Source organism: Salinimicrobium catena (assembly GCF_900102915.1).
Classification (GTDB): Bacteria; Bacteroidota; Bacteroidia; order Flavobacteriales; family Flavobacteriaceae; genus Salinimicrobium; species Salinimicrobium catena.
The window spans coordinates 299283-321849 of the sequence record NZ_FNGG01000002.1; the positions used below are offsets into that span (position 1 = coordinate 299283).

At 44.0% G+C, this 22567-nt stretch carries 19 protein-coding genes; 13 read left to right on the plus strand and 6 right to left on the minus strand.

Translation table 11 applies throughout. The features are described from left to right. The first annotated feature begins 5 nt into the window (after window positions 1-5). Complete coding sequence (argH, locus tag BLS64_RS05940; RefSeq protein ID WP_093112596.1) at window positions 6-1286, plus strand: argininosuccinate lyase; 1281 nt, start codon at window positions 6-8, stop codon at window positions 1284-1286. Window positions 1287-1298: 12 nt separating this feature from the next. On the opposite strand, the gene BLS64_RS05945 is transcribed toward argH, so the two are convergent. The 3 genes from BLS64_RS05945 to panB form a co-directional block, all read right to left on the minus strand. Beyond that, window positions 1299-3035, minus strand: a complete 1737-nt coding sequence (locus BLS64_RS05945) for a cache domain-containing protein (RefSeq protein ID WP_093112597.1) — start codon at window positions 3033-3035, stop codon at window positions 1299-1301. A 211-nt stretch (window positions 3036-3246) separates the two neighbouring features. Next, window positions 3247-3945 carry an RluA family pseudouridine synthase gene (locus BLS64_RS05950; RefSeq protein WP_093112598.1) on the minus strand — a complete coding sequence of 233 codons (699 nt, stop codon included), beginning with the start codon at window positions 3943-3945 and terminating at the stop codon, window positions 3247-3249. A 155-nt stretch (window positions 3946-4100) separates the two neighbouring features. Further along, window positions 4101-4919, minus strand: coding sequence for a 3-methyl-2-oxobutanoate hydroxymethyltransferase (gene panB / locus BLS64_RS05955; protein ID WP_093112599.1), 819 nt, complete (start codon window positions 4917-4919; stop codon window positions 4101-4103). A gap of 65 nt (window positions 4920-4984) precedes the next feature. Between panB and BLS64_RS05960 the strand changes: the two genes are divergently transcribed. Continuing rightward, window positions 4985-5461: a 3-methyl-2-oxobutanoate hydroxymethyltransferase gene (locus BLS64_RS05960; protein WP_093112600.1), complete on the plus strand. Its 477-nt coding sequence runs from the start codon at window positions 4985-4987 to the stop codon at window positions 5459-5461. Between the two features lie 251 nt (window positions 5462-5712). Here the strand turns inward: BLS64_RS05960 and BLS64_RS05965 are convergent, their stop codons facing one another. Next, window positions 5713-7137 (minus strand): L-serine ammonia-lyase, encoded by a 1425-nt coding sequence (locus BLS64_RS05965; RefSeq protein WP_093112601.1) that lies wholly within the window; start codon window positions 7135-7137, stop codon window positions 5713-5715. 209 nt (window positions 7138-7346) lie between these two features. On the opposite strand from BLS64_RS05965, the gene dnaK reads away from it, so the two are divergent. Then, entirely contained in the window at window positions 7347-9278 is a 1932-nt protein-coding gene (gene dnaK, locus BLS64_RS05970; RefSeq protein WP_093112602.1) for a molecular chaperone DnaK, read from the plus strand. A 240-nt stretch (window positions 9279-9518) separates the two neighbouring features. On the opposite strand, the gene BLS64_RS05975 is transcribed toward dnaK, so the two are convergent. Beyond that, the gene (locus BLS64_RS05975; RefSeq protein WP_093112942.1) at window positions 9519-10160 is read right to left on the minus strand and encodes an alpha/beta hydrolase; all 642 of its coding nucleotides are present in this window, start codon (window positions 10158-10160) and stop codon (window positions 9519-9521) included. Window positions 10161-10744: 584 nt separating this feature from the next. Between BLS64_RS05975 and BLS64_RS15455 the strand changes: the two genes are divergently transcribed. From BLS64_RS15455 to BLS64_RS06000, 5 genes are all read left to right on the plus strand, one after another. Beyond that, a complete protein-coding gene (locus BLS64_RS15455) occupies window positions 10745-13471 on the plus strand; it encodes a thrombospondin type 3 repeat-containing protein (protein ID WP_093228633.1) in 2727 nt (908 codons plus the stop codon). Window positions 13472-13600: 129 nt separating this feature from the next. After that, the gene (locus tag BLS64_RS05985; RefSeq protein WP_093112604.1) at window positions 13601-14023 is read left to right on the plus strand and encodes a PaaI family thioesterase; all 423 of its coding nucleotides are present in this window, start codon (window positions 13601-13603) and stop codon (window positions 14021-14023) included. After that, window positions 14023-15189 carry a chorismate-binding protein gene (locus BLS64_RS05990; RefSeq protein ID WP_093112605.1) on the plus strand — a complete coding sequence of 389 codons (1167 nt, stop codon included), beginning with the start codon at window positions 14023-14025 and terminating at the stop codon, window positions 15187-15189. Before BLS64_RS05985 ends, BLS64_RS05990 begins: the two co-directional genes overlap by 1 nt. Window positions 15190-15278: 89 nt before the next feature. Then, window positions 15279-17012, plus strand: a complete 1734-nt coding sequence (gene menD, locus BLS64_RS05995; RefSeq protein ID WP_093112943.1) for a 2-succinyl-5-enolpyruvyl-6-hydroxy-3-cyclohexene-1-carboxylic-acid synthase — start codon at window positions 15279-15281, stop codon at window positions 17010-17012. 58 nt (window positions 17013-17070) lie between these two features. Next, the gene (locus tag BLS64_RS06000) at window positions 17071-17901 is read left to right on the plus strand and encodes a CvfB family protein (RefSeq protein WP_093112606.1); all 831 of its coding nucleotides are present in this window, start codon (window positions 17071-17073) and stop codon (window positions 17899-17901) included. Here BLS64_RS06000 and BLS64_RS06005 read toward each other — a convergent pair. Next, entirely contained in the window at window positions 17889-18392 is a 504-nt protein-coding gene (locus tag BLS64_RS06005; RefSeq protein ID WP_093112607.1) for a hypothetical protein, read from the minus strand. The genes BLS64_RS06000 and BLS64_RS06005 overlap by 13 nt on opposite strands. A gap of 162 nt (window positions 18393-18554) precedes the next feature. On the opposite strand from BLS64_RS06005, the gene BLS64_RS06010 reads away from it, so the two are divergent. From BLS64_RS06010 to BLS64_RS06030, 5 genes are all read left to right on the plus strand, one after another. Further along, window positions 18555-18962 carry a DUF2059 domain-containing protein gene (locus BLS64_RS06010; protein WP_093112608.1) on the plus strand — a complete coding sequence of 136 codons (408 nt, stop codon included), beginning with the start codon at window positions 18555-18557 and terminating at the stop codon, window positions 18960-18962. Window positions 18963-19057: 95 nt separating this feature from the next. Continuing rightward, entirely contained in the window at window positions 19058-19897 is an 840-nt protein-coding gene (locus BLS64_RS06015; protein WP_093112609.1) for a 1,4-dihydroxy-2-naphthoyl-CoA synthase, read from the plus strand. Continuing rightward, complete coding sequence (locus BLS64_RS06020; RefSeq protein ID WP_093112610.1) at window positions 19885-20415, plus strand: PH domain-containing protein; 531 nt, start codon at window positions 19885-19887, stop codon at window positions 20413-20415. Before BLS64_RS06015 ends, BLS64_RS06020 begins: the two co-directional genes overlap by 13 nt. Then, window positions 20408-21913 carry a PH domain-containing protein gene (locus tag BLS64_RS06025; RefSeq protein ID WP_093112611.1) on the plus strand — a complete coding sequence of 502 codons (1506 nt, stop codon included), beginning with the start codon at window positions 20408-20410 and terminating at the stop codon, window positions 21911-21913. Before BLS64_RS06020 ends, BLS64_RS06025 begins: the two co-directional genes overlap by 8 nt. 78 nt (window positions 21914-21991) lie before the next feature. Next, complete coding sequence (locus BLS64_RS06030; RefSeq protein ID WP_093112612.1) at window positions 21992-22534, plus strand: hypothetical protein; 543 nt, start codon at window positions 21992-21994, stop codon at window positions 22532-22534. Window positions 22535-22567: the final 33 nt, after the last annotated feature.

Below are 22567 nucleotides of genomic sequence, written 5' to 3' on the forward strand. Positions count from 1 at the left end.
ATAATATGAAACTCTGGGACAAAGGAAACTCTATAGATCAAAAAATAGAAAATTTCACGGTTGGGAACGACCGGGAGCTGGATATGCACCTGGCAAAGTATGACCTAACAGCTTCGGCTGCCCACGCAAAAATGCTTGGGAAGATCGGGATTCTTGACGGGGAAGAAGTGAAGGTTATTCTTTTTGAGCTTGAAAAACTTCAGCAGCAAGTGGAGTCGGGAAGCTTTCAGATCGAAAAGGATTTTGAAGATGTGCATTCAAAAATTGAATTTGAGCTAACCAAATCGCTTGGAGATACGGGCAAAAAGATACATACGGCCAGGTCAAGGAATGACCAGGTTTTAGTTGCCATGCAGTTGTACTTCAAGGAGAATCTGCAGGAAATTTCCGGAAAAACTTCTGAATTGATAGATGTCCTTTTAGGGCTTGCTGAAAAGCATCAGGATAAATTATTACCGGGATACACCCACCTGCAGGTGGCCATGCCTTCTTCTTTCGGTTTATGGTTTTCAGCTTACGCCGAAATATTGATAGATGACCTGCATTTACTGAAAGCAGGTTTGAAGATCGTCGATCAGAATCCTTTAGGCTCGGCGGCAGGTTACGGATCATCATTTCCGATTGACAGAGAGTTTACTACCAAAGAACTTGGATTCTCCACTTTAAAATACAACGTGGTAGCCGCGCAAATGAGCAGGGGGAAATGTGAGCGTACGGTAACCTCCAATATAGCATCCCTGGCAAATACGCTTTCACGATTTGCTATGGATATCTGCCTTTATATGAGTCAGAACTTCGATTTCATCAGCTTTCCCGATGAACTTACTACCGGTTCCAGTATCATGCCCCACAAGAAAAACCCGGATGTTTTTGAACTCATCAGGGGAAAATGCAATAAGCTGCAGGCGATCGCCAATGAAATGATCCTTATCACAAACAATCTTCCAAGCGGTTACCACAGAGATCTTCAGTTGATCAAAGAGAACAGTATTTACGCGGTTGAAAATATCAAAGAGATCCTTGATGTTTTTACGTATTCTATTGGTCTTATTATTGTAAAGGAGATTGACCTGAAGGATGATAAGTACAGATATCTGTTTACCGTAGACAGTATAAATGACCTGGTGGTGCAGGGAAGTTCATTTAGGGACGCTTATAAACAAATAGGCGAACAGGTACAAAATGGCACCTATGAACCTACAGATCTAAAAAACCACTCCCATATTGGCAGTAAGGACAATCTTGCTCTTGATAAGATCGCGGAAAAGAAAAATAAAAGAGATTAAATTTTTGTTCAATTAGTTTTTATCCGGGTAATATCCTGAACCCACAATAAAAGTTTCTCCGTTGGCTTCTGCTTTTTTCACAAAGGTCATTTTAGGAGCGGGAGTATTGGTACCGGGTTTGAACCAGGTCATCTCCAGCCATCCGCTGCCCTTGTCCATGGCAAGATCGATCTCCTTTTTCACTGTAAGATCCCCCTTAAGGTCTTTCAGGTCAATCAGGTTCCGGCCTTCCAGAGTGGGCTGGGCGGGGTTGACCAGTTCGGTACCTTCTGGGCTGGTGACGAAAATATAAGTGTCCATAAAATAGAAAGGACCTTTTTTATCCCTTAGTACATCAAAAGCTTTCCGGCCCTGCTCCTTGATCAAGGCTGCTGCCTGTTCTACCATATCCTCGATAAGAGTTTCATCCATTTTCATATTGTAGATCCCGCTGCCTACAAGATGTTCTTTTCCAGAAGGAAAGGTTACTTTTTTGATGTAGCTGGATTTCCAGGCGGGAAATATGTCTCCCGGTTCAGGATACACATAATGCACCCAGCCTTCGCCTGTCGGGGAAGAAGCAGTTTCAAGGAACATTTTTCCATAAGGCCTGTCCATGGCATCTGTAGTTCCATCGACAACCTCTCCTTCTATTGAAGGATTAGCTGCATGAAAGATCCTTTTTCCGTCAAGGTCCCAGACAAACAAATATTTATCCCCCTCAAACCACTGTGATTCTTTTCTCCTGAAATCTGGGAACGCCTTTTCGCCCTCTTTTTCCAGTTTCACAGCTGCATCGGTCACGAAATTTTTGAGGTCAAAAGGGGTGATCTCCTCTCGTTTTAAGGCAGTTTTTGGAGCATCAGCCAGATAGACCCCGGCTCCCACCAATACCCAATTATCATCCAGCTGTGCCTTTTTTACATAAGCCGATTTCTGGGTGGAGAGATTGTCTCCTGGTTTTGGCCACATATAATTCACCCATCCCGCAGTGTCCTTTTTTACGGTTTTGAACATCTCCTTTACCAGGAACTTGTTTTCGGTATCCTTAAGATCCATGAGGTTTCGTCCTTCAAGATTTTTAAAGGCGGGATTTACCAGTTCCACCCCAGAGGTGTCCATGACGAAGATATAGGTATCCTTGATCAGGAAAGGTCCTGCCGGGTCATAGAAGTCTTTGAACGCAGCCTTACCTTTTATTTCGATCTCTGCAACGGCCTCATCCACCATATGGGTGACAAACTCCTTTTCCATACGGTCTGTATACATTCCGCTGCCAATAATGTATTCCTTTCCCTCGGGTGAGCTGACGGCTTTTACAAAACTGCTTTTCCAGCGGGGAAGAAGTCCCTCGGGTGTCGGCCATTGGTAATGGAACCAGCCCTCCTGCTTATCGGGCAAGGCTGAAGCGGCAGACAGGAGCCCACGAATAATGGGTTTTCCATTGACATCCTTCAGGTCGAGCTGGTTCTTGTTTTCCATTTCAGGATCTGTGTGCACCAACATGTTGCCTTCTTTATCCAATACGAAAATGTAGGTTTCTCCCTGGCGCCAGCGGCTACCGGGTTTCCTGAATTCCTCAAATGCGGCGGTTCCATCCTTTTTTACCATTTCTGCCGCATCTTTGACAAGATTCATTAGATACTGTGCCGAATCCTGTTTCGAGGATCGGTTAGCTTTTGCGGTATCTGGAACTTGTTCAAAACTGTAGGCATTTTGCTGAAAGAAGGTTGCCCCGACCAAAAGCACAAATACAATAGTTGTTTTCATTTTGATAAGAATTAGATGCTACTTTTAATGGGGGGGAATCTGAGAAAGTGCCAATAAAATGGGTAGAGAAAGATTGGAGAGAATTTAGGGCAGATCCGTTTTTGGAGGAGAAACGGAAATTTATTCCTGATCTACTTAAAGATACAAAATCCCCTGTTGATCAAGTTTGATTTTGATCAGTTTCATTAGGAAAAATTAGCTTCAGAAATACCTAAACGCAGGCATCCCACAAGGGATCTTTCGGTGGCGGAGCAATGATCTCCAGCTTCTCCTTCTTTACCGGATGGGTGAGAACAAGTTTTCTGGCGTGCAGATGAATGCTCGCGTCTTTGTTGCTGCGATCAAATCCGTACTTAAGATCCCCTTTGATTGGGCAGCCAATGGCTGATAGCTGACTTCTAATCTGGTGATGTCTTCCTGTGTGAAGGTCAACTTCCAGCAGGTAATAATTATTAAATTGATTTAAAACATGGTAGTCCAAAATGGCCTTTTTGGAATCGGCTACTTCTTTGAGGTGAGCGTAAGATTTGTTCTGTTTTGGATTTCGTTTCATAAAATGCACCAGCCTGTCCTGCTGTTTTGGAGGCGCATTCTTTACGATCGCCCAATAAGTCTTTTTTGCGTCTTTTTCTTTAAAAAGCTTGTTGAGCCGTGGAAGGGCTTTTGAAGTTCTGGCAAATACTACTATTCCGCTGGTAGGCCGGTCGAGCCGGTGAACCACACCCAGGTAAACATTTCCAGGTTTGTTGTATTTGACCTTTAAATATTCTTTTACCACCTCGCTTAGCGGCACATCCCCGGTTTTGTCTCCCTGCACGATATCACCCGGCCGCTTGTTCACGATGATCAGGTGATTGTCTTCATAGAGAACCTGCAGGTTCTGGGGAGTGGAAATTACTTTATCTTCCAAAAAAGAGAAATTTTAAGATATTTATTTTTGCAGAAATAAGGTCATTTTTCATGAGAGGGAGATTGCTTCAGTCGCTTTAAAGCTCCTTCGCAAAGACGGTTCAATTAAAGATTTCTGCGGTCAACCATGAACCTTAAACCATGAACCTTGAATTATTAATACTGTTCCTCATCCGAAGGAAAATCCCGACTCTTCACATCATCCCTGTACTTCTCAAAAGCACTGGTCATTTCGGTATAAAGATCAAGGTAACGTCTTAGGAAACGCGGATTAAACTCATGGGTCATCCCTATCATGTCATGAGTGACCAGCACCTGGCCGTCCACGCCGTTTCCGGCTCCAATTCCTATGACCGGAATGGTAAGGCTCTCTGCTACTTCTTGTGCAAGTTTGGCAGGGACTTTTTCCAGAACAAGGGCAAAACATCCGGCTTTTTCCAGCATCAGGGCATCGGCTTTTAATTTAGCCGCTTCGGCTTCTTCCTTGGCACGTACTGTATAAGTACCGAATTTATAGATGGATTGAGGGGTAAGTCCAAGGTGACCCATCACAGGAATTCCGGCATGGAGGATCCGTTTTACAGAATCCTTGATCTCTTTTCCTCCTTCGAGCTTTACGGCATGTCCACCGCTCTCTTTCATGATCCTTATCGCAGAGCGCAAAGCCTCTTTAGGATCACTTTGGTAACTTCCGAAGGGAAGGTCTACCACCACTAAAGCGCGATGCACAGCACGAATTACACTGGCGGCATGATAGATCATCTGGTCAAGGGTGATGGGAAGCGTCGTTTCATGTCCCGCCATTACATTACTGGCCGAATCTCCTACCAGGATGACATCGATCCCCGCTCCGTCAACGATCTTGGCCATGGTATAATCATAGGCGGTCAACATTGCGATCTTTTCTCCCTGAGATTTCATCTCTACCAGGGATTTCGTAGTGACACGTTTGTATTGTTTTTTAGCGACTGACATGTAGGTGGATTTAAAATTCCTGTAAAAGTAGTAAATTCGGCTTCTACATTCAAAACTATCCAAAAATGAAAAGATTTTCGTTCAGCCTGCTTTTTTTCTGCCTGACCTTTACCATCTCGGCTCAAAATTCTTCGGAAGAAGAAGCAATAAAGAAAACAGTCGAAACCTTCTTTGAAGGATTTCATGCCAGGGACTCAGTGATCATGAAATCGGTACTGGCAGATGGTGTTATCGTGCAAACAATAGGAAAGGCAAAGTCTGGAGAAATAAAACTTCACCAGGAGGACATTCATAAAGTGCTGAAGGGGATCGTTTCCATTCCTTTGGACACCGATTTTAAAGAAGTTCTGCACAGCTTTGAAATAAAAATAGACGGCGCCATGGCCAATGCCTGGACACCATATTCATTGTATATCAACGAAGAATTTAGTCATTGTGGGGTCAACAATTTCCAGCTGTTTAAGGAAAATGGCGACTGGAAGATTATTTATTTGATCGACACCAGGAGGAGGGAAGGATGTGAGGAGAAGAAGTTGAAATAAAATCTGACCACCCCGTCAGCCTTCCGGCTGCCACCCCTCCTTGACAAGGAGGGGAACGTTGGAGTAAATTTCACTGCGTGAAACTCTCCACAGGTGGAGGAACTATCTCCTTTTTTTGCTTCGCATTTGTACTACCTGCAAGAGGAAAGCGCTTGCTACTCCTAAATATTCCCCTCCTTTTTTAAGGAGGGGTGCCCGAAGGGCGGGGAAGTCAAAATCTCAAATCTCAATACTAAAATCTCTTATCTTACCTAACAGTCACTCAAGCTCACCCTCACGGCAAGTCCGCCTTCTGAGGTTTCCTTGTATTTGGAATTCATATCTTTCGCGGTTTCCCACATGGTCTCGATCACTTTGTCTAAAGGCACTTTTGCGTGAATAGAATCAGCATCGAGGGCCATTTCGGCAGCATTGATCGCTTTAATGGCACCCATTGAATTTCGCTCGATACACGGAATCTGAACAAGGCCGGCAATTGGATCACAGGTAAGGCCCAGGTGGTGTTCCATGGCAATTTCAGAAGCCATCATGACCTGTTCAGGTGTACCACCCATCACTTCGGCTAAAGCACCGGCGGCCATTGAAGAGGAAACTCCGATCTCTGCCTGACAACCGCCCATAGCTGCTGAAATTGTAGCGCCTTTCTTGAACAGACTTCCAATTTCCCCGGCAACCAGCAGGAACTGCTTTATTTTCTCGAATCCGGCATCGTGGTTCTCAATTGTGAGGTAGTACATCAATACGGCGGGAATCACTCCGGCGCTTCCATTGGTAGGCGCAGTTACCACCCGACCTAAAGAAGCGTTCACTTCGTTCACCCCCAAAGCGAAACAGCTTACCCATTTTAAGATGGAGCGGAATTTCACTTCGGTCTTTCGAATGACTTCGATCCATTCTTCCGGAGTATCATATTTGAAATCTCCGATCAGTTTTTTGTGAGAGTCCGGAGCCCGGCGGCGTACATTTAAACCTCCTGGCAAGATACCTTCTGTATGACACCCCAGGTACATCGACTCAAGCATGACATCCCACACGGCTTTAAGTCCTGCATCGATCTCTTCTTCGGTACGAAGAGATTTCTCGTTTTCATAAACGATCTCGGAGATCTTCTTGTTCTCCTGTTTGCAGAAATGAGCAAGATCGGTTCCCTTTACGATTGGAAAAGGAAATTGCTTGAATTTCTGAAGCTGTTTTTTAGCGTTCTTTCTTTCCTCTTTCACCACAAAGCCCCCGCCAATGGAATAAAAGGTAGAAGAGGTAGTTTTTCCGTTGCTTAGCCGGGCGGTGAACTTCATCCCGTTGGGATGGAACGGGAGGAACTTCTTGTTGAAAACGATATCGTTTTCGAAGTCAAAGTCAATACTGCGCTCCTGGTTAAGGTTAAGCCGATTGAAAGTTTTGATATTATTGATTTCGGGATCAATATTTTCAACAGGAATGGTAACAGGATCGTATCCTAGAAGCCCCAGTAATGAGGCAAGATCTGTGGCATGGCCTATTCCGGTAAGGGAGAGGGAACCGTATAAATGTATGGTCACACCTTCAACCAGATCAAACTTTCCGGCTTCTTTAAGTTCTTTGATCCATCTTTCGCCGGCACGCCATGGGCCAAGGGTGTGGGAGCTGGACGGTCCAACCCCTATTTTGAGCATATCGAATACGCTGATACTTTCCATTCCGTCAATTTAGCGGGCAAAGGTAATAATACCTTCAAAGAATTCAGAAATAAAAATATTGACAATTTTGTCGGTTGGTTCTGCGGAAATGTTCAGCTGAACAGTCAAAAATGACATCCTGTCATATAATTTCTGCTGGCATAATGATTGACTTTAAGTGGATGATCGAAAATTTAATTTAGGAAACAACAAATAACAACCTATAGATTATGAGTAAAATAATTGGAATCGACTTAGGTACTACCAACTCCTGTGTTGCCGTAATGGAAGGTAACGAGCCAACGGTGATACCTAATGCCGAAGGAAAACGAACTACTCCTTCTGTGATCGCTTTTGTAGAAGGAGGTGAAATAAAAGTCGGGGACCCTGCAAAGCGTCAGGCTGTAACCAATCCGGAAAAAACCATCTCTTCCATTAAGAGATTCATGGGGAATAAATATTCTGAATCTTCTAAAGAAGCGGGAAGAGTTCCTTATAAAGTTGTAAAAGGAGATAATGATACTCCAAGAGTTCAGGTTGATGGGCGTATGTATACTCCTCAGGAACTTTCAGCAATGATCCTTCAGAAAATGAAGAAAACTGCTGAAGATTATCTTGGACAGGATGTGAACGAAGCGGTAATTACCGTTCCTGCTTACTTTAATGACTCTCAGCGCCAGGCTACCAAAGAAGCCGGGGAGATCGCTGGTCTTAAAGTAAGACGTATCATCAACGAGCCAACTGCAGCTGCACTGGCTTACGGACTTGACAAGAAGTCTCAGGACCAGAAGATCGCTGTTTATGACCTTGGTGGAGGTACATTTGATATCTCCATCCTTGAATTAGGAGACGGAGTATTTGAAGTATTATCTACTAACGGAGATACTCACCTTGGTGGTGACGATTTTGATGAGGTGATCATTGACTTCCTTGCCGATACCTTCCAGAAAGCTGAAGATATCGACCTGAGAAAAGACCCAATGGCACTTCAGCGTTTAAAAGAAGCTGCTGAGAAAGCGAAGATCGAGCTTTCTTCTTCTTCTCAAACCGAGATCAACCTGCCATACGTGACCGCTACTGCTAGCGGACCTAAACACCTTGTTGAGACGCTTACAAGATCTAAATTTGAGCAACTTGCCGATACTTTGGTGAAACGTTCTATGGATCCTGTGCAAAAAGCGCTTAGTGATGCAGGTCTTTCAAAAAGTGATATTGACGAGGTAATCCTTGTTGGTGGTTCAACCCGTATTCCTAAGATCCAGGAAGAGGTTGAAAAATTCTTCGGAAAGAAACCTTCTAAAGGTGTGAACCCAGATGAGGTTGTAGCGATCGGTGCAGCTATCCAGGGTGGTGTATTGACCGGAGATGTTAAGGATGTATTGTTACTTGATGTGACTCCGTTATCTCTTGGTATTGAGACCATGGGTGGGGTGATGACCAAATTGATCGAGGCGAACACTACGATCCCAACCAAGAAATCACAGGTGTTCTCTACTGCGGCCGACAATCAGCCGTCTGTTGAGATCCACGTGTTACAGGGAGAGCGTCCAATGGCTGCCGATAACAAGACGATCGGTAGATTCCACTTAGACGGTATTCCACCTGCGCCAAGAGGAACTCCTCAAATTGAAGTGACCTTTGATATCGATGCCAACGGTATCATCAAAGTAAGCGCTACAGACAAGGCTACCGGTAAATCTCAGGACATCCGTATCGAGGCCTCTTCAGGATTGACCGAAGAAGAGATCCAAAAGATGAAGCAGGAAGCTGAAGCCAATGCTGAAACTGATAAAAAAGCCAAAGAGAAAGTAGATAAGCTGAACGAAGCTGATGCTATGATCTTCCAGACTGAAAAACAGTTGAAGGAATTTGGTGATAAACTTTCTGATGACAAGAAGAAGCCTATCGAAGATGCTTTGGAAGAGTTGAAGAAAGCTTATGAAACAAAAGAAGTAGAAACCATTCAGCCTGCATTAGACAAGATCAATGAGGCATGGAAGGTAGCTTCAGAAGAAATGTACAAAGCACAAGCCGAAGCTCAGGGTGGTGCCCAACAAGGCGCAACCGGAGCCCAGGGAGGACCAGCTGGTGGTGAACAAGCCGGTGGCGATTCCAAGCAAGGTGACGATGTAGAAGACGTTGATTTTGAGGAGGTGAAATAAACCCCTCCCGGCCTCCCCTTTAAATAAGGGGAGGAGTTGGGAATAAATTGAAAGCGCTGACCCAGTTTTCTCGGGTCAGCGCTTTTTTTTTGCCTTAAGTTTTCCGTACGTCAAGGCTGAACTTATTTCAGGGATGAATTTAGGTTTTTTGCTAAATGTCACTTCGAGCGGAGTCGAGAGGTCTCTATGAAGCAGCATGTTGGAATGAGGTCTCGACCTGACAAAGCTAAGGCTAAGAAACTATTCCTCGGCCAACTTCAGTATGATCTCTTTATTTACCTCGTGTCCTCCATCAAAAGGAAGTAACTTCAGGTTCTTCGGAAATAAGGTTTTTAGCCGCTCTTTTTCTGAAGCCAGAAATTCTTCACTTACAAAAGGATCATCTGTGCCGTAAACAAAACTGACTTCTGTATCACCTAAAAAAATGAAATCCTCACTCTTTAATTCTTGGGGTAGTCGGCCGGAGTGAAAAATGAGTCTGGAGCAGTTGATCTTCCGCCGTGCAACCCAGCGGGACACAACAGAAACGCCCTGCGAGTAACCGAAAAGGATCAGGTTAGGAGCATTTTCAAGGTTTTCTGTTTTGTAAATTTCATCCAGGTAGGCCAGCAGGTTTTGAATTTCAAGTTCTGTATTTTCCCGGGTTGCCCAGGATGCTCCTACATGTTCATATTTACCATTTAAATAGTATTTAGAAGGTGCCTGTGGAGCAATGATGTAGTTCTCTTCTTTATTCAGGTGGCGGAAATATTTCTGAAAATAACGGCTCAGGTAACCAATGCCGTGAAAGACCACCCACACATTCTTTGTCTTTTCGGTAAAATCATTCAGGGTGCTATAGGTATTGGTGGTTTGATAAGAAACCTCTTTTTCGTTGGTCATAATTTTTGATTTTTTGAAAATCAGACACATAAAAGTTCATGATTGCATTGAAATAAAGAAACGAAAATCTTTTTTATCGCAATCTAACCTGTTTTTCTCCTACAATTAACAGGTTTTTTCGCATTAGAATAATTGTAAATCATTGTTAATCCTCATTTTTTCTGATACACTGACAGATGGTATAGGTATTTATTTAACAAGATTTATTCATGCTTAGCGCATTGTAAGAATCTGATTAACAATGAGTTAAAAATGTAAGATAAAGGCCTGTAATTCTAAATTGCGCGACATATTATCGTAATTTCAGGATTGAATTTTGGAGCTCCTACAAGGCCTCATTTCTTTCCGTACTTATCCTTCCCCCGTTTCTCGAGCACTATGTCAACACCTCCAAAAGGAGAGGGTGAATTGACAATATTCCTCCAATGACCAACCCTACTCTTAAATTTTGCAGGATTATGAGCCTTGTTTCATCCAAGATGGACTGCCTGCTGAGTTTACTCCCTACAAGACCTTTATGCATATTCTTTTGAAGGATAATGTAGTGGTGACTTTTTTTAAACAATTCATTAATCTTTTTTCAAATGAAAAAAATTAAACTTTACCTGATGCTACTGGCGGCAAGTACGTTGCTGTTTACTTACTGTAGCAAGGAAGATGAAACAATTCCGGAAGATGTGAAATCTACTCTTTCCTTTGGAGCTGTTTTAAATGATCTGACCAATCGATCTGGATTAAAGCAGGCCCTGGACGACCTTCCAGCCTGTTCTGATGATGCCCCTGCTTTTGTTGAAATTGTGCTGAGTGGGACTGAAGAAGTGGGTACTGCTGAAAACCCTCTGGTCATAGAAGTAAATCCTACTCCGGGAGATTATGACGATGACGGTGTAGAAGAATATTTTACCGAAGAATCTCTTGAACTTGAATTAGAGCCGGGACCTTACTCCCTGGATTATTTTGTGGTATATAATGGAGATCCTGCAGCCGAGTCAAGTGAGATCATTTGGGTTGCTCCTTTAGCCACAGGTGACTTTGCAAGTTGGGTAGACTCCCCACTTCCTCTGGAATTTAACCTTGGAGCCGGAGTGAAAAAGTATGTTGATGTAGACGTCTTGTGTTATGATGATAGGATGGTCAATCAATACGGCTACCTTTTCTTTGAGCTCGAACCAGGCGAAGTGGTTGACTTTTGCTTCTTTGCCAACTACTGTGATAATGACGGAAGGCATTATCCTGCAAATTATAGCGTAAACATCTGGCGAGGTACAGATTCATCAGGAGTGGTATTATACACTGGTGAAGTCCCTGAAACAGGAATGAATGCAGACGGTGATTACTTTGCAAATCCGGTATGTCTGGCTGTTCCTCATCCCGCTGATGGAGTGGCAGATGATGAGGCTTATCTTTATTATGAAGTGACTTTGGAAAGCTGGGAAGACAACTACGGAACCGTAGATGCAATGGTTCTTAGTGGTACCCTTAGCTGGAATGATATTTCTGAAAATTTCACCGGTGAGGAGGAAGTCGAGTACAGGCACCTGCGGTTTAATTGCGAAGACGATGGGAACGGAGGCCCTGTAGATTCTGATGATGACGGAATTATGGACGATTCTGATAATTGCCCCAATACCGCAAATGCCGATCAGGCCGACTCAGATGAAGACGGGGTAGGTGATGCCTGTGACAATTGTAAGGATACTGCCAACCCCAACCAGGAAGACAGCGATGAAGACGGAACAGGGGATGCCTGTGAAGAAGCTGCTCCCGATTCAGATGAAGATGGTATTGCCGATGATGTAGATAACTGCCCTAAAACAGCAAATGCCGATCAGGCTGATGCTGATGAGGACGGGGTAGGTGATGCCTGTGACAATTGTAAGGATACTGCCAACCCCAACCAGGAAGACAGCGATGAAGACGGAACAGGGGATGCCTGTGAAGAAGCTGCTCCCGATTCAGATGAAGATGGTATTGCCGATGATGTTGATAACTGTCCGAATACCGCTAATGCCGATCAGGCTGATTCTGATGAAGACGGAGTAGGAGATGCCTGTGACAACTGTCCAGATAATGCCAACCCGAACCAGGAAGACGGCGATGAAGATGGAACAGGTGATGCCTGCGAGGCTGCAGATGATGACGGCGATGGAATGGGTAATGATGAAGACAACTGCCCCAATGTTTCGAATCCAGACCAGGCCGATGCGGATGGAGATGGAATAGGTGATGCCTGCGATAATTGCAAGGATACTGCAAATCCAGACCAGGCTGATGCTGATTCTGATGGTGAGGGAGATGCCTGTGAAAATACAGGAAATCCGGGAGATGGTGGATCTTTGACCAATGGTGCTAACCACACAGGAGAAATTATCTTGGGAGAATTAGATACTTGGTCTTTTACAGCTGATCAGGGAGATTTTATTCACCTAACAATGGCTCAAACTTCTGGTAATTTACGTCCATTAATTCGTTTACTTTCACCTTCAGGTGAATTGTTGGTTTCAGCTGGCAATGGCGGAACCATAACTGAACTTTTATTGGCCGACGCACCTGTAACCGGTACTTATCGAGTAATCGTTGGTGCTTGGGGAGCCAGTAGTAGTGGTGAATATGCGTTACGCTTAGCCCATGCACCTGAAGAATTTGTTGTTCCTTCCAATGATGAAGGAGGTGAATTGACCAATGGTGGAAATCATTTGGGCCAAATACCTCTTGGTGATCTTGATCAATGGAGTTTTACAGCTGATGTTGGAGAATTTATTCATTTGTCGATTGGTAATACTTCAGGGGAATTCCGTCCGATTATACGTTTAATTTCACCATCGGGTGATGTGGTAAACTCTGCCGGAAACGGTGGCTTATCAACAGAAATGGTGGTTTATGATGCGCCCACAAGTGGAACTTATAGAGTTATCGTGAGTTCTTGGGGCGGGGTTTCAACTGGTGAATATGTTTTACGTTTAGCTCAAGCTCCGACCGCTTTTGTGGTACCAAATGGGGATGAAGGTGGGAATTTAATTAACGGAACAGATTATTCAGGAAACATCCCTTTAGGGGACCTTGATCAGTGGTCCTTAACAGTAAATCAAGGTAATTTTATTCATATTGCAGTAGGTCAAACTTCAGGTACGTTTAGACCAATTATACGTTTAATTTCACCTACTGGTGATGTTGTGGCTTCTGCTGGAAACGGGGGAACATCTACTGAATTGGTAGTAAATAGCGCTCCTGAAAGTGGGACTTACCGAGTAATTCTAAGCTCTTGGGGAGGTTCTACTACAGGAGAATACACAATGACTCCAACTTGGTGATAACATTATATTTTGGTTTAATAAGTAAAAGGAGTCGTTACATTGCGGCTCCTTTTTTTACTATAGAAAGAATCCGTTACAAGATCTTCACAGGTTTCGTACTTTTACAAAGTAACCAATCTAATCATTATGACCCAAAAGGAAATTCGCGAGCTGTCAAAAAAAGTGTGCAAGAACACGCTCATGGAAACCCTTGAAATTGAATTTACTGAAGCCGGAGAAGACTTCCTTGTTGCTACAATGCCTGTTACACCTAAAGTGCATCAGCCCGATGGCGTCTTACACGGTGGGGCCACAGTTGCCCTGGCAGAAAGCGTGGGCAGCATGGCCAGTTATCTTTTTCTGGATACAGATGAATTCTACGTTCGCGGCATTGAGATCGCGGCCAACCATATAAAAAGCATTTCTGAAGGCTTTGTAATTGCCAAAGCGACTTACCTGCATAAGGGCAGGACCACCCAGCTTTGGGACATTCGCATCACAGATGAATCCGAAAACCTTATTTCGGTAGTGAAATTGACCACGATCACCCTTCCAAAAAAGAAGCAGTAATGACCGAAGAACAGTTTTTTGACCGGCTTGGGAAGCAGTACGCCCAAAATTTACCTTTTGTAGCTTACAGGAAGCCGGGCGAAAATAGTGGAACCGCATTTTTGCAGAAGTCGGCTGAAATATTCTATTCTGAAGAACTTACTGAAAAAGGCTTCGTTTTTGCCCCTTTTGACGATAAGGAGCAGAAATTTCTTATTCCTGAAAAGGGATCTGAAAAGATCATTTTCGAGACTTCCGGACTCACTTCTGGTGAGGAAAATCCTTCTGTTGATGCTCCTTCCGAAGCAGATAATCCAGCAAAAGAAGAACATGTTTCCCTGGTAAAAAGTGCATTGGAAAAATTGAAATCCGGAGAACTGGAAAAAGTGGTGCTTTCCAGAAAAGAGGAGATCAATATTCCTGGAGTAGATCCTGTAGAGTTGTTTCGCAGGCTCCTTAAAACTTATCCTGCTGCTTTTGTCTATCTCTGGTATCATCCGGCCACTAAGGTTTGGCTTGCCGCAACGCCCGAGACTTTATTAAAGGTGGAAGGCAATAGATTCAAGACCATGGCTTTGGCCGGCACTCAGAAATATCAGGGAACTACAGAAGTTGAGTGGAGAGATAAGGAAAAGCAGGAACAACTTTTTGTGACAGATTCTATTCTTAAGAATCTTGAAAAGGCCGGTGTCTCTACGGAAGAGATCCAGAGGTCTGAAGTATATACCACCAAAGCAGGAAATTTACTCCATTTGAGAACCGATATTACTGGTCAAATTCCAAGCACCAAATTCCAAATTCCAAATTCGGAAAAGGCAGGTGTGAACGCTTTAGTTGCAGCCCTTCACCCCACCCCGGCGGTGTGCGGACTTCCGAAGAAAAAAGCCAAAGAATTTATCCTTTCTGAAGAGGGGTATGACCGGGAATTTTACACTGGGTTTTTGGGGGAATTGAATCTTCAAAAAAATATACAGCGCTCCAGAACGAGAAGGAATGTGGAAAACCTTGCTTATCGTGCGGTGAAACAGGAAACAGCGCTTTATGTCAACCTTAGGTGCATGAAGATAGAAGACGACACTGTCAGTATTTTTGTTGGAGGCGGGATTACCAAAGATTCCGATCCCGTGGCAGAGTGGGAAGAAACGGTCAATAAATCCCAGACCATGAAAAAAGTGCTTTTTAAATAAGTCTTTGAAGTTCTTTGGAAATCGTAAATTCGTGGACCAGACCTAACAGGTTTTCAAAACCTGTTAGGTCTCCAAAAATTGATCAAATAGTGAAATACCCCAGAATACCAGTCGCCCGTTCCATCGTCGCTCTTTGCGAAGCCAAAAACATTCAGCATGTGGTGATCTCGCCGGGATCGAGGAACGCACCTCTTACCAACGGATTTGCATTGAACCCGAACATTTCCACCTATAGCGTGGTTGACGAACGCTGTGCTGGATTTGTGGCGCTGGGTATGGCCCAGCAATTGGGAAAACCTGTAGCGGTGGTGTGTACCTCCGGGTCGGCACTTCTCAATTATTATCCGGCTATTTCAGAAGCCTTTTACAGTGATATTCCGCTGGTGGTCATCTCCGCAGACAGGCCGGTAGAACGCATTGACATTGGGGACGGACAAACCATCCGCCAAAAGAACGTTTTTGAGAATCACATTCTTTATTCAGCGAATCTGCATTCTGAACTGGTACTCGAAAATGAGGCTGTAGATAAAAAACTGCAGCAAAAGCAGTTTGAATCTCAGAAGCACAACGAACGGGAGATCAACCTTGCGTTGAACAAAGCTATTGAAGGAAAAGGTCCCGTTCACATCAATGTACCGTTTTACGAGCCTTTATACGATCTTGTAGAGGACGTGGAAGTGATTCCTATCCAGATCCTGCCAGAGGTAGTCGAAAGAACGTATTCTGAAAATCAGCTGCAGGCGTATGCTGATTTATGGAACAAAGCGAAGCGAAAGATGGTGATCGTGGGGGTGGCCCAACCGAATGCTGTAGAACAACAATTCCTGGACAGGCTGGCCGAAGATGAGTCGGTCATCGTCTTTACCGAAACCACTTCAAATGTGCATCATCCAAAGTTCTTCACCCGGATAGATACGGTGATTGGCCCTATAGAAAAGGACGAAAACAAGGAGGAGATGTTCGAAGCTCTGCAACCCGACATCCTTTTGACTTTCGGAGGAATGATCGTATCCAAAAAGATCAAAGCCTTCCTTCGAAGTTACCAGCCAAAACACCACTGGCATATTGATACGAAAAAGGCTTACAACACCTTTTTCTGCCTCAACAAACATTTTGAAACTTCGGTAAATTCATTTTTCACTCACTTCTTTCCGCTGACCAAAGAAGTGGAAAGCACTTACGCCCAATTTTGGCAGGAGGTGAGAAGCAGGCGACAGGTGCGCCACGATGAATATATGGACAGGATCCCATATTCAGATCTTAAGGCCATGCAGGCTGTTGTTCCCCGAATGCCCGAAGGTCACATTTTACACCTGGCCAACAGTTCAACCATAAGGTACGCGCAGCTTTTTAAATGGAAGGAGAGCCTTAGTATCTACTGTAACCGTGGCACCAGCGGAATTGACGGCAGCATATCCACTTCAGTGGGGGCGGCCATGATCTCGAACGAGCCGGTCCTGATGATCACCGGTGACCTGAGCTTTTTCTACGACAGTAACGCTTTATGGAACAATTACATTCCGAAGAACTACAGAATTATCATTCTGAACAACCAGGGTGGCGGGATCTTCAGGATACTTCCGGGAGATAAGAATTTCGAAATTTTTGATACCTACTTTGAAACCGTGCATGAGCTTAACGCCAAACCTGTTTGTGATCTGCATGGCTTTGAGTATGCTTCAGCCAGTTCTTCCCAAGAAATAGAGATGCGGCTAAATGGCTTTTTTGATGCTTCAGAAAAACCGAAAGTGCTGGAGATCTTCACCCCGAGAAAGGTAAATGACGAGGTGTTGCTGGAATACTTCAGCTTTATGAAGGATTGAAATCCTTCCGAAGAAAAGCCGTGAAAAATACAGTACCTTTGCAGGATAAATTGAGATCATGCTTACAATTGGCGAATACCATACTTTAAAGATAGACAGAGATACCGAACCGGGACTTTTCCTGAAAAATGAGGATGGCGATGAGGTTTTGTTGCCCAATAAGTACAAACCTGAAAACTATGAACTGGAAGATGAGCTTGAGGTTTTCGTGTACCTAGACCATGAGGAGCGGCCTGTAGCCACCACCCTGAAACCTTTCATCAAACTGGATGAATTTGGTTATCTAAAGTGCGTTGAGGTTTCTGATATTGGGGCTTTTTTGGACTGGGGGCTGGAAAAACACCTTTTTGTGCCCTTTAAGGAACAGGTGACAAAAATGCGAAAAGGCGATCGTTATCTCGTTTTCTGTTACCTAGATGAGCTTACCGGCAGACTGGTGGCATCGAGCAAGACGAATGCATTCCTCGATAATACAGAACTGACCGTAGAGCCTTTTGAAGAAGTAGAACTTATTGTAAGCAATCCTACCGAATTGGGCTGGAACGTGATCGTGAATCAGTTGCACCGCGGATTGCTTTACAAAGATGATGTTTTTCAAAAACTGCACACCGGCGATAAATTAACGGGATACGTCAAGAAAACCCGTCCTGACGGAAAGATAGATGTGACACTGCAAAGGCCTGGCTACAGGAGCATTGAGCCTAATGCCCAGGAGTTACTTACCATTCTCGAGTTAAAAGGAGGTTTTTTGAAACTTACCGATAAATCTTCGCCTGAAGAGATACAAAAGCAGTTGCAAATGAGCAAAAAGAGCTTTAAAAGGGCGCTGGGGAATCTTTACAAACAGCGGCTGGTAGATATTAAAGACAGCGGAATTTATCTCAAATAAGGATTGTAGTTATTGGGTGAGACAAAGCCTCTTACCCTGCCGCGGGAATGTAGCGGACTGCTAAATAGTGGCACCTGAATGTCTTCGTAAGCCGGGATCTTTTTCTTCCCTGTGTAGATGTCATAATTGGAACTGCGGTCGTGAATTCTAAAATCGTTGGTCACCTCGATCATTCCCTGTTCAGATCGGCTTAAATTGGGCATGGGTGATTCCAGTTCAATATAGCGGCTTTCTTTTTCATAGCGTTCTCTCTCCATGACAGCCACCAAATTCACTTCTCTTTTCACTTCTTTACTAAAATTAACTTCAGTTAAAGTGAGATTTTGAGAAGGTATTGCGGGAGCCAGTAAGGACAGACTGGGAACGGTTCTTCTCTCGAGGCCGAAATCAGCTGTTTCGCCTACAGAGATCGCAGCCGGAATTTCAAATTCCTGAGCAGATCCTGTGGCAGAAAATAAGAGAAAGGCTATTATGACAGGCAGGTATTTCATTTAGTCGTTTTTCTTTCAGAAATCAAAAACCATACAAATATTGCAAAAGAATGTCTGGCGGGCAAGTTTCCCTTTGAAAAGCCTCATAGCTGAAAAACATTTTTTTTCTCCCGGTACTTAAATTAAAAATCTATTTTAGAGGCCAATCAAAAACACTTAGCAATGAAAAAATTTATTTGCCTGTTCTTCCTCGGGTTCATCGGGTTTCAGTCTCAGGCGCAGGAAAGCAGTGACCTTCAGCAAAAGGCGGTTAGTCTTATCGAAATGACTTCAGGACAACAATTCGATATTATGTTGGATCCTATTGTAAAAATGATCCCGGAAAAGAACCAGGAAGCCTTTAAAAATGAAATGATGGCCAGTCTAGATGATGTTTATACACGCCTTGCAAAGATCTATACAGAAAAGTTTACTGAAGAAGAGCTTGATCAGATACTTGCCTTTTACAATACTCCTGTGGGAAAAAAGATGAGGGACATCACTCCTGAACTTACCAAGAGAGGTATGGAAATAGGGCAGGAATGGGGAATGCAATTGCAGCCCATCATGATGAAATACATGCAGGAATAGTATTTTTCCGCAGAAAAGCAAAATAAGGTCTGCCCGCTAAAGGCGGACTTTTTTATTGGCCTTGAAAAGGCTATTTTTACTGAAATTATTTGACTATGGCTACTATTGATTGGAAAACAGCAAAAGAATACGAAGATATCACCTATAAAAAAGCGAACGGCGTAGCAAGGATCGCCTTTAACAGACCCGATGTTCGCAATGCCTTTAGGCCGAAGACCACCAGTGAACTGTATGACGCTTTTTATGATGCGCAGGAGGATACCTCTATTGGCGTGGTATTGCTTTCTGCGGAAGGGCCTTCGTCTAAGGACGGTGTTTATTCCTTCTGCAGCGGAGGAGATCAGAAAGCACGGGGGCACCAGGGATATGTGGGAGAAGACGGCATGCACCGCCTGAATATTCTGGAAGTGCAGCGCCTGATCCGTTTTATGCCTAAAGCGGTCATCGCTGTCGTTCCCGGCTGGGCAGTAGGCGGCGGACACAGTTTGCACGTGGTTTGTGACCTCACTCTTGCCAGTAAAGAACATGCGATCTTTAAACAAACCGATGCCGATGTGACCAGTTTTGATGGGGGATACGGATCGGCTTATCTTGCTAAAATGGTGGGCCAGAAAAAGGCTCGTGAGATCTTCTTTTTGGGTCGAAATTATTCGGCGCAGGAAGCCTTTCAAATGGGAATGGTAAATGCCGTTATCCCACATGAGGAGCTGGAAGACACGGCTTATGGGTGGGCACAGGAGATCCTGGCTAAATCCCCAACTTCCATTAAAATGCTGAAATTTGCGATGAACCTTACCGATGACGGGATGGTGGGGCAACAGGTTTTCGCGGGAGAAGCCACCCGCCTGGCCTACATGACCGATGAGGCCAAGGAGGGAAGGAATGCTTTCCTGGAGAAAAGAAAACCTAACTTTGAGAAAAAATGGATCCCGTAAGATCAGGAGATTTTTCGAATCTGGAAGTTGATGTAGCTTCCCTGCCTCAATATGAGCAGGTGAAGCTGCATTCGCTTTCCAAAAAATACCTGCTTAAGCTTCACATCAATACCAGCATTTCCCTGACCTTTTTTATGGGCGGCATATTAGTGGCCTCTTTTTTTCTAGCGGGTTATCAATTGATCTTTTGGCTGGTCTTTGGGTTTTTCGTGCTGCTTTTCGGCTGGTCTTATTACAATAACTATCAACTGGCAAAAAGGAATGGCTATGGTCTAAGGGAGCGGGACGTGATCTACAGGCGCGGGTTCATTTTTGAAAAAGTGACTGTGGTACCTTTTAATCGTATTCAGCATGTTTCTGTAGAACGGAATTTCCTTGACAAGCTTCTGAACATTTCCACGCTCAAGATCTTCACTGCCGGCGGCTCGGGAAGTGATGTGAATATCCCCGGCTTACCGCCTGAGACAGCGACTGCGTTAAAGGAAGAGATCTCCGAAAGAATTTCCGGCCATGCCTGAATATGATTTTTCACAACCTCAAAGACAGTCAAAGGTAGGCCTTATCCTCATTTTTGGGACCGCACTTTTTCACCTGGTGAGGAATCTCTGGGTGGTTGTGATCTATTTCCTGGTAAGGGAGGTGGACCGGCAGATCATGCTGCTGACCATTCTGGGCCTCTTTGTGGTGCTGCTTTTAACGCTTGCATATTCGGTGCTGGCTTTTCTGAATTTTAAGTTCCATATTGATGAAAAGAACCGGGAGTTTGTGCTGCGGAAAGGAGTGGTTTCTACGGATGTGATCAATATCCCCTTTGAGAAGATACAGCAGGTAAACTTCAGAAGAAACCTGCTGCAAAGGTTAATAGGAGTGTATAGCGTGGTAATTGAAACAGCCGGAAGCCAGGACAAGGAGATTGAAATTAAAGCCCTCTTTCAGGAGAAAGCGAATGAACTTTCCGAACGGCTGATGGAGCTGAAGGAAGCTGAAATTTTCGGTGGCCGTGAAGATCTGGAAGCCGCTGCTGAAGAGTCACCGGAAAAGGCAACTTTTAAAAAACCAAAATGGGAATACCATGTAAGTCTTTTGACTCTTATAAAACTCGGTTTATCCTCTAATTACCTGCGCGGGGTAGGTCTTATCCTCGCATTTTATTTCACTCTGCGGGACCAATTCATGCTTGATGAGGTCTTTCCTAATGAAATACCAGGGCAGCAGGAGTTTGTTGAAAAGAGTTCCTTCGTTTTTATAATGGGATTACTGCTTTTTGGGATGGTCATAACAGTGGCCGAAACCGTGATCAAGTATTATGACCTTAACCTGAAGCAGTTTCACGAATCGCTGCAGGTGGAAATGGGCCTGCGGAACAATACCAAAGTGAACATCAGGTCTTCCCGGGTGCAGATGCTGGAAGTGAGCACCAACCCTGTTCAAAAGTTCCTTGATCTTTATACACTTAAGATCTCCCTTGCCAGCAGTCAGGATGATCTTGAAAAAAGCCGTATAAAAATGCCCGGCCTATCTCCCGAAGTGGTGAAACAGGTCCAGAAATTCATTTTTAAGCAGGAGAGTTCAGAAAAGGTCACCATACTTCCGCATAAGATCGTCCTGTGGAGGAAATTTTCAAGGGGTTCGATCCCTGCAGTTCTAGGCCTCGTAGTAGGATTTATTTTTCAGTTTCCTACTTTGCTCCTGGGAGGCTTAGTGAGTGTTTACCTGATCCTGTTAAGCCTGTACAACTATTTTTATTTCCAAAGATTAAAACTAGGCCTGGATAAGGACATTCTGGTGAAAACTTCAGGCTTATGGAACAGGAAAGAGCAGTTTTTGGAGATCTATCGGCTGCAGGCGGTATCTGTTCGGCAGCCTCTTTGGTATAAAAGAAGAGGGATCGTAAATCTGACTTTCCATTCCGCGGGAGGGGATATCAGCTTCAACGGAGTACGCAAAAAAGAGGTGACCCCGCTGGTCAATTTTCTGATGTACCGGGTGGAGAGCATTGAAAGATCCTGGATGTAAATTAACAATTCCCCGGTGTTAAAAATCTGCACACCCGATTCTTTTTCCGTAAATTAACTGAAAGAATAGGAGGGGAAGATGAAACTTTACTTATCAATTATTTTGTTGGTTTTTCTGATGCCATACTCTTGCAGTACAGAGGTCTTTGCACCCAATTTACTGGTCACGGGAGAGAATGGGTATAATTTTGTGCAAAGTCAAAAGGAATGGAAAACTCTAAAAAAACGGCACCAGGATTCTTACCGGTACACCGTGCTTGAACTGTCTTTTTCAGGTTTCGGAAGTGAGACAACCGTTACTGTTATAGACGGGAAAGTGGTATCGAGAGAATATGAAGCTTTTCAAATGTCTGAAGATGATGGAAGTAAAGAGGTGTTGAATTCTTATTTTGAAGAAGGAGAAGATATTGGAAGTCATTCAGAGGGCTGGCCGGCTTACGATATGGACAAGATGTATACCGAATGCGGATCAGATTACCTGATGGTCGATCCTGAAACTCACACCCTCTATTTCGACACTACAGAGGAAGGAGTGATGACCTTATGCGGAAACGTTCCAGACCTATGCGGAGACGATTGTTTTGAAGGATTCAGCATGTCAGAATTTGAATGGATGAAGTAGTAGTTTAATTAGTTTAGTTTCCATAAAGAGAAA

Excerpts from the sequence above, each read along its gene's own strand:
- argH (WP_093112596.1), top strand. The coding sequence starts at position 6 with ATGAAACTCTGGGACAAAGGAAACTCTATAGATCAAAAAATAGAAAAT.
- BLS64_RS05945 (WP_093112597.1), bottom strand. The coding sequence starts at position 3,035 with ATGAAAACAACTATTGTATTTGTGCTTTTGGTCGGGGCAACCTTCTTT.
- panB (WP_093112599.1), bottom strand. The coding sequence starts at position 4,919 with ATGTCAGTCGCTAAAAAACAATACAAACGTGTCACTACGAAATCCCTG.
- BLS64_RS05960 (WP_093112600.1), top strand. The coding sequence starts at position 4,985 with ATGAAAAGATTTTCGTTCAGCCTGCTTTTTTTCTGCCTGACCTTTACC.
- BLS64_RS05965 (WP_093112601.1), bottom strand. The coding sequence starts at position 7,137 with ATGGAAAGTATCAGCGTATTCGATATGCTCAAAATAGGGGTTGGACCG.
- dnaK (WP_093112602.1), top strand. The coding sequence starts at position 7,347 with ATGAGTAAAATAATTGGAATCGACTTAGGTACTACCAACTCCTGTGTT.
- BLS64_RS05975 (WP_093112942.1), bottom strand. The coding sequence starts at position 10,160 with ATGACCAACGAAAAAGAGGTTTCTTATCAAACCACCAATACCTATAGC.
- BLS64_RS15455 (WP_093228633.1), top strand. The coding sequence starts at position 10,745 with ATGAAAAAAATTAAACTTTACCTGATGCTACTGGCGGCAAGTACGTTG.
- BLS64_RS05985 (WP_093112604.1), top strand. The coding sequence starts at position 13,601 with ATGACCCAAAAGGAAATTCGCGAGCTGTCAAAAAAAGTGTGCAAGAAC.
- BLS64_RS05990 (WP_093112605.1), top strand. The coding sequence starts at position 14,023 with ATGACCGAAGAACAGTTTTTTGACCGGCTTGGGAAGCAGTACGCCCAA.
- BLS64_RS06000 (WP_093112606.1), top strand. The coding sequence starts at position 17,071 with ATGCTTACAATTGGCGAATACCATACTTTAAAGATAGACAGAGATACC.
- BLS64_RS06005 (WP_093112607.1), bottom strand. The coding sequence starts at position 18,392 with ATGAAATACCTGCCTGTCATAATAGCCTTTCTCTTATTTTCTGCCACA.
- BLS64_RS06010 (WP_093112608.1), top strand. The coding sequence starts at position 18,555 with ATGAAAAAATTTATTTGCCTGTTCTTCCTCGGGTTCATCGGGTTTCAG.
- BLS64_RS06015 (WP_093112609.1), top strand. The coding sequence starts at position 19,058 with ATGGCTACTATTGATTGGAAAACAGCAAAAGAATACGAAGATATCACC.
- BLS64_RS06020 (WP_093112610.1), top strand. The coding sequence starts at position 19,885 with ATGGATCCCGTAAGATCAGGAGATTTTTCGAATCTGGAAGTTGATGTA.
- BLS64_RS06025 (WP_093112611.1), top strand. The coding sequence starts at position 20,408 with ATGCCTGAATATGATTTTTCACAACCTCAAAGACAGTCAAAGGTAGGC.
- BLS64_RS06030 (WP_093112612.1), top strand. The coding sequence starts at position 21,992 with ATGAAACTTTACTTATCAATTATTTTGTTGGTTTTTCTGATGCCATAC.